This is a genomic window from Lacipirellula parvula (genome assembly GCF_009177095.1).
Taxonomy (GTDB): domain Bacteria; phylum Planctomycetota; class Planctomycetia; order Pirellulales; family Lacipirellulaceae; genus Lacipirellula; species Lacipirellula parvula.
This window is the reverse complement of sequence record NZ_AP021861.1, coordinates 367584-379612: the sequence shown is the minus strand read 5'-3', so window position 1 is coordinate 379612 and position 12029 is coordinate 367584. Positions and strand designations below refer to the sequence as shown.

The window sequence follows — 12029 nt, the reverse complement described above, 5'->3', positions numbered from 1 at the left end:
CCCTCGCTCACTGCTGCACCACCGTCTTCTGCATCATCTCCGCCAGCTTCGCCAGCGCTCGACTCTTGTCGTGCTCGTCGAGAATCACATGCAGAATGCTCGGCCCGCTGCGATCGTTCCACGCCGCGGTGAGCGCTGCGTCAAACTCACCTTCCGTCCGCACCAGGTAGCCAGTCCCGCCATTCAAAACTTCCGGCAGCCTCTCGTACTGCCAACCGTGGACGTCGTTGAACTCGAACTCGCCCGGGTGGAGCAGTCGCTCGGTGCCGTAGCCGCCGTTGTTGAGCACGATGACGATCACTGGCTGCTTGCGACGCACGATCGTCGACAATTCCATGCCGGTCATCTGGAAGGCGCCGTCGCCGACGATCGCGAGCACGCGGGCGTTCGGCCGGGCCGTTTGAGCGCCCAGCGCCGCCGGCACGGCGAACCCCATCGACGTGTAATAAGCCGGCGCGATGAACTCCGTACGATTGTGCGTCGTGAGCTCCGTCGACGCGAACAGCGAATCGCCCACGTCGGCGATAACGATCGTCCCGTCGTCGAGTTGCTCGTCAATCCGCCGCATCAGCCGCATGATGCTGATCGGATCCTGCGGCTGCAGTTTGAACGGCTCGGGTTTCCACTCGGTCGGCGCCGGCGGTTGCGGCTTCTGCCGTTTGATGCCGCGCTCGACGAGCCGCTTAATGAAATCTTCAAGCTTCACGTCGCGGTAATGATGATGACGAATCCGCAGCTGCTCGCTCGTCGCGTAGATGCAATCGCCGATGTCGAGTTCCGCCGTGTAGATGCCGAGGTTGATATCGGTCATGAACGTGCCAAGCATCACGACGCAGTCGCTCGCTTCGACGTACTGCGTGATCTCCGGCCGGCCGATGCCCCCCTCATACAGCCCCATGTAGAGCGGGTGCGTCTCTTCGACGACGCCCTTGCCGAGCATCGTCGCCGCGATCGGAATCTTCGCCTGCTCGGCCAACTTGATCGCGAGATCCTGCAGCCCGAACCGGTGAATCTCCACCCCCAGCAGCAGCACCGGCTGCCGAGCCTTCTCGATCCGCTGCGCCGCCTCTTCCACCGCTTCGTCGAGCGCCCGCGGATCGCTCGGGGGAATCGGGCTCGAATAGAGCGGCCGCACCTCCGGCCGCACGTGAACCATGTCGCGGGGGATCTCGATGTACACCGGCCGCTTGAACCGCTGACACGCCGCGAGCACGCGATCGATTTCACGGAACGCCGTTTCAGGGTCGTCGAGTTCCGTCCCCGCGACGGTCAGCTTCTCGAACACGTCGTACTGCGTCCGAAAGTTCCGCACCATGTGGTGGAGCAGGGGGTTGTGAATCCGCTCCCGCAGCCCCGGCGAGCCGGTGATCATCACCACCGGCGACTTCTCGGCGTAGGCGCCGGCGATCGAGTTGCAAACACTCAAGCCGCCGACGCAGTAGGTAACACAGAGCGCGCTCATCCCGCTCACGCGAGCATATGCATCCGCGGCGAACCCCGCGCAATCTTCACGCGTGCAGCCGATCGCATTGATCGGGCTCGCCTCGAGCATCGTATAAAACGACAAGATGTAGTCGCCCGGAATGCCGAAGCAATCAGCGATGCCGTAATCTTGGAGTCGTTGTAGGAGATATTCGCCAATCGAGGGACGGTCGGCGTCAGTTGCGGGGGAAGCGTTCGTCGGCATGCGGATTCTCCATCCGGCGTTCTTCCTCGCGCTGCGGACGCCGAACGAAAAAGTAGATGAGGGCTCCAAGCCCGTTGGCCAGCACGATCACCAACACCCAGATAAGCTTATCATTTCCCTCGCTCGATTCATTGGTCAAACAGTCGACCAGCATCCAGATCCAGAACGCCGTCGCGACAATGCCGAGGAACATGAACGGCAGGACGCACAAGAATTCCATTTTTTAATCTCCGGGCTGGTTGTATCCGCTATCACGGATTCGTCCGCGGAAGGCAAGAATTGCCACGATTCAGGCCAATTGCAGCGATCTACACCGGCGCGATCGCAGCGACTAGAATTGAGCGTAGGCGTTCCGGAATGTTCCGGAGCCCCGCTACGTCACGAGTGTTCGGCCATGTCGTCTTCAGCGCAAGACATCTTGAAATCGTTCGATATCCTGCCAGAAGCGGAGCAGCGGCTGGTAGCGGGCGAGATTTTTCGCCGCACCTCGCAGTGGGAGACGGCGCCGCTGGCGGACGAGGAGCTGACGCGCGCCGCTGAGGCCACGTTCCTGTCGCTAGACGAACGCGAGGAGCAAGATGCCGAGCGTCCAGCGCGGTGAAATCTGGCTCGTCGATCTTGGCTATGCCGCCAAGGTTCGCCCTTGCTTGGCGTTAAGCGTGCCTGCAGACGATGCAGACCGGGCGCTGGTCACGCTCGTCGCTCATACCACGTCGCCGCGCAGCTCCCGATTCGAAGTCCCGTCCAGCGTCGCCTTTCTCAAACCTGGCGTGTTCGACGCGCAGAACCTGGTGACGATCCCGACGGCGAAACTCCTGCGCCGCTTGGGTGGGCTTCCCGCAGATCAGCTGCGGGAGGTCGAAAACGCCGTGCTGGCGTGGCTGGGGTTCCGCCAGTTGGACGCTGGCTGACCTTGACGCGCTCGCTATTTTGGGCCATGACGGGAGGGTAAATATCCCGCCATTTGGGCCCATTCTCCGGGCCGCCTCAACGCTTTCCCTGGGGCTCGACCTGCCGATGAACAGCAACGCCACCGCCTTTGATTCGAGCCCTTCGCACGGCTCTACCTGGAAACTGGTCCTCGGCTACGCCCTGATGATCGGCGGCACGTTCGGCCTGTTCCTCATCGTACGGCACTTCGGCGAAGCGATGGCGCCCCCCGAAACGGCCGCCGTCACCGGCAAAGCGGTCGGCGCCAAGCCGCACGCGATCATGCACGTGCTGATCGCATTGGCGGCGATCATCGTCGCCGGCAACGCGCTTGGCTGGCTCTTTCGTTACTTCGGCCAGCCGCAGGTCATTGGCGAAATGGTCGCCGGCATCATGCTCGGCCCGTCGCTGCTGGGGCGGATTTCGCCCGAGGCGATGCAGTTCGTCCTGCCCGCTGAAGTCGGCCCGTACCTGGGAATCATCGCCCAGTTGGGCGTCATCCTCTATATGTTCCTGGTCGGCCTGGAGTTGAACTCGGGTCTGCTCCGCTCGCACGCCCATTCGACCGTGGCGATCTCGCACGCTAGCATCGTCGCGCCGTTCTGCCTGGGGTCGATCCTAGCGCTGTTTCTATTCCGCAGCCTCGCCCCGGCCAACGTGCCGTTTACCAGCTTCGCGCTCTTCATGGGCATCGCGATGTCGATTACCGCATTCCCGGTGCTGGCGCGGATTCTCACCGATCGCAAGATGGACAAGACCGACCTCGGCGTCGTCGCGCTCAGTTGCGCGGCGACCGACGACGTCACCGCGTGGTGCCTGTTGGCGTTCGTCGTCGGCATCGCCCAGTCTGCGGTTGGCGGCGCCGTGCAAACGGTGGCGATGGCGCTTGGTTACATTGCCGTCATGTTCATCGTCGTGCGACCGCTAGCGACGCGGTTCTTCGGGCAAGCCACCGGCCAGGCGCCGAAGCAGGGCATGACGGTCTGCGTGCTGATCGCCCTGCTGCTGTCGGCCCTCGCGGCCGAGTGGATCGGCATTCACGCGATCTTCGGCGCCTTCCTCCTCGGCGCCATCATTCCGCACGAAAGCGACGTCGCCCGCGACCTGCAGCACAAGATGGAAGACATGGTCAAAATCTTGCTGCTCCCCGCGTTCTTCGCCTTCACCGGCATGCGGACCGAAATCGGCCTCGTGCAGGGCTGGAACGATTGGCTCGTCTGCGGCGGCATCATCCTGATCGCCACCCTCGGCAAGTTCGGCGGCACGCTCGCCGCCGCGAAGATGACCGGCCTGAATTGGAGAATGGCCTCGGCCCTCGGCATCCTGATGAACACCCGCGGCCTGATGGAGCTTGTGGTGCTCAACATCGGCCTCGAAATGGGCGTCATTTCGCCGACGCTGTTCGCGATGATGGTGATCATGGCCCTCGTGACGACGATCGCCACGACGCCGATCCTGCACCTCATCACCGGCGGCAACTACGACTTGAAGCCGCAACCGGCGGCAGCTTAAGAAGCTAACCACGACGACACAAAGAGCACGACGAGAAGGCCACGAAGGAATGCATTGAACCGCCGATAAACGCAAATGAACGCAGATAATTATTTGCGTTCATTTGCGTTCATCGGCGGTTCCTAAGTTTTTGTATTCCGTCGTGTCCGCCGTGCCGCCGTGGTTCAAATAGCTCACTTTGGTTTGAACACGCCCCGCTCCGTAATGATCGCCTTGATAAGCCGATAGGGCGTCACGTCAAACGCCGGGTTATAGACTCGCACGCCAGCAGGCGCCGTACGGCGGCCAAAACCTTCGGTCACTTCTTCCGCGGCGCGTTCTTCGATCGGAATCTCCGCGCCCGTGGCGAGCGTCATGTCGATCGTGCTCGTCGGCGCCACAACGTACAGCGGAATGCCATGCGCCTCGGCCAGCACGGCGACGCCGTAGGTGCCGATCTTGTTCGCCGCGTCGCCGTTGGCGGCAATCCGATCGGCGCCGACGAAAATCGCCTGCACCTTGCCAGCACGCATCACATGGGCCGCCATCGAATCACAAATGAGCGTGCAGTCGATGCCGCGCTGCATCAGTTCCCACGCCGTCAGTCGTGCGCCTTGCAGCAGCGGCCGCGTTTCGTCGACCCACACGCGGGGCCGCTTGCCGCGACGGGCGAGTTCGAACACCGGCGACAGCCCGCTCCCATCGCCGCCGGTCGCGAGCGCCCCGGCGTTGCAGTGGGTGAGAATGCCGACGCCCTCGGGCAAGTCCGCGACCAAATCGGCGCCATGCCGACCCATCGCCGCGCACATTTCGCGATCTTCGTCGTGAATCGCCCGCGCTTCGGCCAGCAACGCCTCCGCGAGAGCCGGGCCGCTCGTCGCCGTCGGTGCTTCGGCTACGCGCCGCATCCGCGACAATGCCCAGAATAGGTTCACCGCGGTCGGCCGGCTCGTCGCCAGATACCGGCACGCTTCGACAACGTCGTAGACCGCCGCTTCGCCGTTCTTGATGCTCAAACATACGCCGTACGCGGCCGCCACGCCAATCGCTGGGGCGCCACGCACCACCAGTCGTTTGATCGCATCCCAAGCCTCTTCCACCGTCCGACAAGGAACCTCGACCACGTCCAGCGGCAGTCGCGTTTGGTCGAGCAGCATCAAGTGGCCGTCGACGCCCCCCTCCCAGCGCAGCGTGGCAGTTGTTTCATTCATCGATTGCAAAGCCCCGCCAGCCGCCTTCAAACATCGTGACGACGAGCGGCCTGTTCGGACACGGTTTTTCCATGTTGCCAGCATGGACGAACAATCGGCCAATACGCCGTTCGCAAGTACCAAAACCGAAGTGAAGTAATGTATCGAAATGAATCATCAAGGATGCTTTGAAACTCGTCCAATATAGTTACTTCACTCACGCTGGGCTCTTTTCCTGATGCGTTTCGAAGGTACTCGAGCCCCTGCAGATGACGTTTCCATACTTCTCGCGGGTCGTTCAGACTAAACGACTGAACCCAGCGGCCGGGAGCAACAGGAAGAACTTGGAGAATCCGACTGCCGGTCGAAAGTCCGCCAGATTCAAACGCAGAAAAGAATTCGAGTGATGAAAACTCGCCTCCGTTCAAGACCACTGACAAATACGTTCTCTCTCCAGTGCGCTTCCAAACAACCGAGCTCCGACCAGTTGCATCACCCAGGTGATAGGCTCCCAACGGGGAAAACCCACTATCCCTAAGCCATTGTGGATCTATAGCGCCCGACGACAGCAGACCACGAAACAACTCAACCGCGGCAGCCTCCTTGTGAAGGTGAAGCTTCAGCCCGCTGAGGCAGAGAATTAGCACCGGCAAGACGTAACACCCCATGACCAGAGCCGGCACGACGAACCACAGCCATGAGACTTCCATAAAGCAAACCGAGACGCTTACGGCAGAAAGCGATTGCTATAAGGAATCGCAAACGTCTCAGCCACCGGCCGATTCGTCACCTCGCCGGCGAACATGTTCACGGCCCGAGCAATCGGCCGCAGCGAGTGAGCCGCATCCTCGATCCCGCGTTGGGCAATCTCAATCACCCACGGCAGCGTCACGTTGCACAACGCAAACGTGCTCGTCCGCCCCACGGCGCCCGGCATGTTCGTCACGCAGTAGTGGAGCACATCATCGACAATGTACGTCGGCTCGCTGTGCGTCGTCGGCCGGCTCGTAGCAATGCAGCCGCCCTGGTCGATCGCGACGTCGATGATCACCGAGCCTTGTTTCATTTCCTTCAGCTGCTCGCGTTCGATCAACCGCGGCGCCTTGGCGCCAGGAATCAACACGGCGCCAATCACGAGGTCGGCCAACCGCAGCTGCTCGCGAATGATGTGACGATCGCTGAACAACACGTCGACGTTCGGCGGCATCACGTCCGAGAGGTACCGCAGCCGATCCATGTTGATGTCGAGAATCGCCACGTTGGCGTTGAAGCCTGCGGCAATCTTCGCGGCATTGGCACCCACGATGCCGCCGCCTAGGATGAGGATGTTCGCCGGCGCCACGCCCGGCACGCCGCCCAGCAAAATGCCGCGGCCTTGCTGCGGACGCTCCAAGTACTTGGCGCCTTCCTGCACGCTCATCCGGCCGGCCACTTCGCTCATCGGCGTCAGCAGCGGCAATCGGCCTTGGTCGTCGGCCAGCGTCTCGTACGCCACCGCGGCGGCGCCCGAGTTGATCATCGCTTCCGTCAGTTCACGATCGGCGGCGAAGTGGAAGTAAGTGAAGACCGTTTGACCCTTGCGGATCATCGGCCATTCGCTTGCCTGCGGCTCCTTCACCTTCACGATCATGTCGGCGCGAGCGAAGATCTCAGTCGCTTCGAGCACCAACTCAGCCCCGGCGGCGGCGTATTCGGTGTCGGGCAAGCCCGAACCAATTCCCGCGCCAACTTCGATGAGCACCTTATGCCCGCGGCGGGTTAGCTCTTCGACGCCAACCGGCAGCATGGCGACGCGGTACTCATCCAACTTCACTTCTTTGGGGACGCCGATAATCATCTCAACTCAGCCTTGGCAAATAACGATTCAGGGAAGGGCGGGGGTGGGGTAGAATCACGCCGCAGGGACTCGCCCCGCGCGTCCGCCGAGAAAGCGGGGGATGCCCGCGGCTCGCTCATCTTTAGCCGAGTGTACTCGGAGGTCGTGACTGCTTAAATCTCGAATTGCGCAGGCCTTTAACGTAATAGCGCTTTTGCGCTAATCCGAAGACCGCTGCAACGATGGCGAAAGGCAAGCCCCGCCTGTGGGAGGCGTCTCCGACGCCGAAACCGCTCACCAATTCGTGCCGTTCAGTACCGCCAAAGCCGCATCGGGGTCGGAGACCCCTCCCACAAACCCTCCGGCCAGACCGCCCCATGCAGCACGAACCCACCAACCGCCGGCTCCTGTGGTACATCGTGGCCAGCCTGGTCGCCTGGGGAGGCCTGCTCGCCCTCGGGGCCTATCTCGGCCTCGACCCGCAAACTCCCGACCGCGACTACCGCCGTTTGTGGGTCGTCGTGGCGATGACCGGGGGATTTCTCACCCTTTGGCTCGGGGCGCTCGCCCTGCGCGGCCGAAAATAGCACGTACGCTCCGGGAGTAGCGAGGCCCACCGCGTTCTTCCTGAACCCCGAACCCAGCCACCTGAACCCTTAAAAATGGTCCACTTGCCCCCTTGGGGGGACGCTGGTAAATTGAGCGATTCTCCAAAGTCGCTGCGCCTCGGCTAAGCGGCTCGAACGACAGTTTTCGACACGTATTTGCGGAAAGTATTCGTCCCATGACCACCTACATGGCCAAAGCTGGCACGTTCGAGCAGAAGTGGCTGCTAGTCGACGCCACCGATAAGATCGTGGGCCGCCTGGCCAGCGAAATTGCCGTCATCCTGATGGGCAAGCACCGCCCGACCTATACCCCGCACGTCGACACCGGCGATTTCATCGTTGTCGTCAACTGCGAGAAGGTGCACTTCACGGGCAAGAAGTGGGACCAGAAGAAGTACGCCTGGTACACCGGCTACACCCGCCAACGCACGATCGGCGCCGCCGACCGCTTGGAAAAGTCGCCTGAGCTGATCCTTCAGGAAGCCGTCCGCCGCATGCTGCCGAAGAACAAGCTCGGCGCCGCGATGCTGTCGAAGCTCAAGATCTACAAGGGCGCCGATCACCCGCACCAGGCCCAACAGCCTGAGCCGACCGAGCTCGCCTCGATCGCCTAACCCCATACATTTCAAATACTTAGCCGCGGGTCATCCCGCGATGATTTAACAGAGGAACCTCCTCCATGTCAGCAGTCGCCTCGGAAGAAGCCCTCGGCACTGGCCGTCGCAAGACCTCCGTCGCCCGCGTCCGCATTAAGCCGGGCAGCGGCAAGATCACCGTCAATGGCCGCGAACTCACCGAGTTCTTCCGCATTGTACAGGACCAGAACGCCGTCACCGGCCCGCTGGACCACTGCGAACTCCGCGACAAGGTCGACGTGAAGATCCTCGTCGACGGCGGCGGCACCACCGGCCAAGCCGGCGCCTGCACCCAGGGCATCGCCCGCGCCTTGCTGAAGCACGACAGCGAGCTGATCGAAAAGCTTCGCGAGAAGAACTACATGTCGCGCGATTCCCGCATGAAGGAACGCAAGAAGTACGGCCTCCACGGCGCCCGCCGCGGAACGCAGTTCTCGAAGCGTTAATCGCCTTCGCGACAACCCAAAACGAAAAAAGCCGCCTTCAACCGAAGGCGGCTTTTTTGTTGCGCGCTCACTCCTTACTTCCCTACAAAGCCGCGACCGCCGGTCGCGGCCCCTCATCATCGCACACGCTTCACACTAGCGCGGTACATTAAGGACACGCCCGCCTAATTCATCCGCCGCAGCGGGTAGCCCCGGTTGGCGTACTCGCCTACCAGGGCGGCGCAGCCACAAGAGGCCATACAATCGCCAGACCAGCCCCGCCACGGTAGCCGCGCGAGGCGGCAGCCGAGGCCCGCCATTAATTCCGTACCTGATATTGAAACGGTTTCTGTCGCGTATTCTGCTCTCGTGATTTCACTATGCCTGGCGAACATTACCCTGTCGTTCATGCGAAAGTTACATGGACAGGCCGAGGGACAACCCGGCCGTTCGCGCCACCATGGGTTGGTTACGCCGGCCACATTAAAACGACCCCTCACAACGTGCTTCACGACGAAGCAGCGAATCAATGGGACATTGTTGTTCGCCAAGTGAAATCGGCCGACGAAGCGCAACGATCAGTGCTGATCGTCTTCCAACTGGCTTCACGGCGCGCCCCACACACCAGACTGCACGTCGGCCTAAGATTTGGGATATACCAAACTTGGGAGCCCGTCTGGGAAGGAGAGGTGCTCGAGCTCGGCTCAGCACCGCTTGAGGCAAGTTACTGGAGGTCACTCGAAAGCGGGTAGCCCTGGTTGGCGTACTCGCCCACCAGGGCGGCGCAGCCGCTTGAGACGACAACCGGGGCTACACACTAAAATCAACCGCCAGCCCCTCTTTCCGGCCACCGACAATCTCCGAACTTTTGTGTCGAAACTGGGCCACCCACTCTGCTAGGCTCAAATCAACGCGACGCACCCTCGGCAACCAACTAGCCGGAGGGCCACGCCCTCCGGGCCGCAGCGCGATCGATGCACCATCACCAACGAACCGCCCCCGGACCGCGTGGCGGTCCGGCTAGCATGCGGCGTTCATGAGGCCTGATTCCAACAACCAAATCTGTCGCCGCCGCGACACCCACAACCGCAATCCCAACAACAACTTAAGATTTATGTCGTCAAAAGCGCGATCCCGCGACAAAAATCAAATCCCGCCATAAAGCCGCGACCGCCGGTCGCGGTCCCCGCAAACAAAGCCCCCGGTACAAGGAATGCACTGCAATCCGGCCTCGACGGGCGACCACAACGAAAGCCCAACCAACAACGAAACTCCCGCCAAAACGCCGGGGTTCAATTCCCGGAACTCGCAGCGCTGAAAACTTTCGCCAGCGGATATGCTGGAAATAGAGACGCCGGGCGAGCAAATCTGCTCCCCAGGCTCCGCTACGGCGTTCAACCACGGCGTTCAAAACGAGACGGCTCGCCATGCCACGACCCTTCACGACATTCGCGACGCAACTCGCCATCGGCTTCGCCCTCTTGGCGTCCCTCGCCCCCTCGACCCACGCTGGCCCGCGGCAAGAGCCCAAAGCCGTTGCCAAGCAAGTCGACGCCTTGCTCGCCGCGGAGCTCTTCAAATCGCAAACCGAACTCGCCCCCGCCTGCGACGACGCCACCTTCCTCCGTCGCGTCTGGCTCGACCTCGTCGGCGACATCCCGACGCCCGAGCATGTGATCGCCTTCACGCTCGATCCCTCGGCCGACAAACGCGAGCGGGCCGTCCGCGAACTCCTCGCCGATCCGCAGTATGGCCTCAACTGGGCCCGCTACTGGCGCGACGTCATCTTCTATCGCCGCATCGAAGACCGCGCCCTCATCGCGTCGAACGCCCTCGAGGCCGACCTTAGCGGAAAACTGAACAAGAACGTCCCGTGGGACGAAATCGCCGCCGCGTTCGTCACCGCCACCGGCGACGTTCGCGACAACGGCTCGACCGCGATCATCATGGCCCAAGAGGGCCGCACCGAAGAAACGACCGCCGAGGTCTCCCGCATCTTCCTCGGCATGCAAATCCAGTGCGCCCAGTGCCACGACCACCCGTACGATCGCTGGAAGCGAGAGCAGTTCCACGAACTCGCTGCGTTCTTCCCGCGCATCGGCGTCCGGCCAGTCCGCACGGCAACGTCGCGTTCATTCCAAGTTGTCGCCAGCGATCGTCAGTTCAAGTTCGCTAAGGCGGACGACGGCAACCGTCCGATGCCCGAGCACTTCATGCCTGACCTGCTCGACCCCTCGGCGCCCGGCACGCAAATGCAGCCGAAGTTCTTCCTCACGACCGCGAAGCTGCCGTACGGCACCGTCGACTCGCAGCGGCGCGAGATGCTCGCCAAGTACCTTACCCGCAACGAGTGGTTCGCCGTCGCGATGGTGAATCGACTCTGGTCTGAAATGGTCGGCCGCGGCTTTTATGAACCAGTCGACGACGTCGGCCCCGACCGCACCGCCGTCGCCCCGGAAACGCTGGAGATCCTCGCGAAGGGCTTCCGCGACGCCGACTACGACGTGAAGTGGCTGTTCGAAACGATCGCCGCGACCGAGGCGTACCAACGCCAATCGCGGCCGCGCGGCGGCGCGGAGGACGAATCGCCGTTTGCCGCCAATGTGCCGCAACCACTGCGGGCCGATCAGCTGTACAACGCGATCCTCTCGGCGCTCGACGTCCCCGAAGCAGAACCAAAACGCCCTGGCCGCGGCGGCGGAGGGCTCGGCGGCCAGCAGCGCGATCCGCGCACGCAGTTCAACCAAACGTTCGGCTTCGACCCGAGCGAGCCGCGCGAGTCGATCAGCGGCTCGATCCCGCAGTCGCTCGCCATGATGAACTCCGCCCAAGTCGCCGGCAGCCTTCGAGCCAACCGCGGCGTCCTCAGCGGCTTGGTCGCCGAAATCAAAAACAACGACGAACTCGTCGCCGAACTTTACTTGCGCACGCTCAGCCGAGAGCCAACTGAAGAAGAGCTCACGCGAGCGAAGACGTATTTCCGCGAAGTCGGCAATCGAAAGCAGGCGGTGGAAGATTTCGCTTGGGCGCTGGTGAACTCGGCGGAGTTCCGGCACCGAAGGTAATAGCCACTGGCTCGGAGGGGTAAAAGAGCGACCGCGGATTTCGCGGATTATACAGATAGGAAAGTAAGAGGCTGATCGGCAATTCCTTCGAAGCCACTTTCAGATTACTGGTCACCTGCTTATCAGCGAAATCAGTGAAATCCGCGGTTCAATTAATTCATAGCACTTGAGACACAGGCACT

At 62.1% G+C, this 12029-nt stretch carries 11 protein-coding genes; 7 read left to right on the top strand and 4 right to left on the bottom strand.

Features of this window, described 5'->3' with window-relative positions; all coding sequences use genetic code 11:
* Positions 1 to 7: 7 nt before the first annotated feature.
* Positions 8 to 1687, bottom strand: a complete 1680-nt coding sequence (locus PLANPX_RS01435; RefSeq protein WP_152097005.1) for an alpha-keto acid decarboxylase family protein — start codon at positions 1685 to 1687, stop codon at positions 8 to 10.
* Positions 1659 to 1907, bottom strand: a complete 249-nt coding sequence (locus PLANPX_RS01430) for a PLDc N-terminal domain-containing protein (protein ID WP_152097004.1) — start codon at positions 1905 to 1907, stop codon at positions 1659 to 1661. Before PLANPX_RS01430 ends, PLANPX_RS01435 begins: the two co-directional genes overlap by 29 nt.
* Before the next feature lie 174 nt (positions 1908 to 2081).
* Between PLANPX_RS01430 and PLANPX_RS01425 the strand changes: the two genes are divergently transcribed.
* The 3 genes from PLANPX_RS01425 to PLANPX_RS01415 all read left to right on the top strand — a co-directional run bounded on the left by PLANPX_RS01425 (position 2082) and on the right by PLANPX_RS01415 (position 4129).
* The gene (locus tag PLANPX_RS01425) at positions 2082 to 2288 is read left to right on the top strand and encodes a hypothetical protein (protein WP_152097003.1); all 207 of its coding nucleotides are present in this window, start codon (positions 2082 to 2084) and stop codon (positions 2286 to 2288) included.
* Positions 2266 to 2598: a type II toxin-antitoxin system PemK/MazF family toxin gene (locus PLANPX_RS01420; protein ID WP_152097002.1), complete on the top strand. Its 333-nt coding sequence runs from the start codon at positions 2266 to 2268 to the stop codon at positions 2596 to 2598. Before PLANPX_RS01425 ends, PLANPX_RS01420 begins: the two co-directional genes overlap by 23 nt.
* Positions 2599 to 2704: 106 nt before the next feature.
* Positions 2705 to 4129: a cation:proton antiporter gene (locus PLANPX_RS01415; RefSeq protein ID WP_152097001.1), complete on the top strand. Its 1425-nt coding sequence runs from the start codon at positions 2705 to 2707 to the stop codon at positions 4127 to 4129.
* A 173-nt stretch (positions 4130 to 4302) separates the two neighbouring features.
* On the opposite strand, the gene mtnA is transcribed toward PLANPX_RS01415, so the two are convergent.
* The gene (mtnA, locus tag PLANPX_RS01410; protein WP_172991791.1) at positions 4303 to 5319 is read right to left on the bottom strand and encodes an S-methyl-5-thioribose-1-phosphate isomerase; all 1017 of its coding nucleotides are present in this window, start codon (positions 5317 to 5319) and stop codon (positions 4303 to 4305) included.
* A 706-nt stretch (positions 5320 to 6025) separates the two neighbouring features.
* Positions 6026 to 7135, bottom strand: a complete 1110-nt coding sequence (ald, locus tag PLANPX_RS01405; protein WP_152097000.1) for an alanine dehydrogenase — start codon at positions 7133 to 7135, stop codon at positions 6026 to 6028.
* Between the two features lie 356 nt (positions 7136 to 7491).
* Between ald and PLANPX_RS01400 the strand changes: the two genes are divergently transcribed.
* The 4 genes from PLANPX_RS01400 to PLANPX_RS01385 all read left to right on the top strand — a co-directional run bounded on the left by PLANPX_RS01400 (position 7492) and on the right by PLANPX_RS01385 (position 11847).
* Positions 7492 to 7701: a hypothetical protein gene (locus tag PLANPX_RS01400; protein ID WP_152096999.1), complete on the top strand. Its 210-nt coding sequence runs from the start codon at positions 7492 to 7494 to the stop codon at positions 7699 to 7701.
* Between the two features lie 197 nt (positions 7702 to 7898).
* Complete coding sequence (rplM, locus tag PLANPX_RS01395; RefSeq protein WP_198421829.1) at positions 7899 to 8336, top strand: 50S ribosomal protein L13; 438 nt, start codon at positions 7899 to 7901, stop codon at positions 8334 to 8336.
* Between the two features lie 65 nt (positions 8337 to 8401).
* Complete coding sequence (gene rpsI / locus PLANPX_RS01390; RefSeq protein ID WP_152096998.1) at positions 8402 to 8803, top strand: 30S ribosomal protein S9; 402 nt, start codon at positions 8402 to 8404, stop codon at positions 8801 to 8803.
* A 1406-nt stretch (positions 8804 to 10209) separates the two neighbouring features.
* Positions 10210 to 11847: a DUF1549 domain-containing protein gene (locus PLANPX_RS01385; RefSeq protein ID WP_152096997.1), complete on the top strand. Its 1638-nt coding sequence runs from the start codon at positions 10210 to 10212 to the stop codon at positions 11845 to 11847.
* Positions 11848 to 12029 lie beyond the last annotated feature (182 nt).

Bases quoted from the DNA above. Each gene is read 5' to 3' on its own strand.
- PLANPX_RS01385 (WP_152096997.1), top strand. From the start codon at position 10,210: ATGCCACGACCCTTCACGACATTCGCGACGCAACTCGCCATCGGCTTC.
- PLANPX_RS01400 (WP_152096999.1), top strand. From the start codon at position 7,492: ATGCAGCACGAACCCACCAACCGCCGGCTCCTGTGGTACATCGTGGCC.
- PLANPX_RS01420 (WP_152097002.1), top strand. From the start codon at position 2,266: ATGCCGAGCGTCCAGCGCGGTGAAATCTGGCTCGTCGATCTTGGCTAT.
- rpsI (WP_152096998.1), top strand. From the start codon at position 8,402: ATGTCAGCAGTCGCCTCGGAAGAAGCCCTCGGCACTGGCCGTCGCAAG.
- ald (WP_152097000.1), bottom strand. From the start codon at position 7,135: ATGATTATCGGCGTCCCCAAAGAAGTGAAGTTGGATGAGTACCGCGTC.
- PLANPX_RS01415 (WP_152097001.1), top strand. From the start codon at position 2,705: ATGAACAGCAACGCCACCGCCTTTGATTCGAGCCCTTCGCACGGCTCT.
- PLANPX_RS01435 (WP_152097005.1), bottom strand. From the start codon at position 1,687: ATGCCGACGAACGCTTCCCCCGCAACTGACGCCGACCGTCCCTCGATT.
- PLANPX_RS01430 (WP_152097004.1), bottom strand. From the start codon at position 1,907: ATGGAATTCTTGTGCGTCCTGCCGTTCATGTTCCTCGGCATTGTCGCG.
- rplM (WP_198421829.1), top strand. From the start codon at position 7,899: ATGACCACCTACATGGCCAAAGCTGGCACGTTCGAGCAGAAGTGGCTG.
- mtnA (WP_172991791.1), bottom strand. From the start codon at position 5,319: ATGAATGAAACAACTGCCACGCTGCGCTGGGAGGGGGGCGTCGACGGC.
- PLANPX_RS01425 (WP_152097003.1), top strand. From the start codon at position 2,082: ATGTCGTCTTCAGCGCAAGACATCTTGAAATCGTTCGATATCCTGCCA.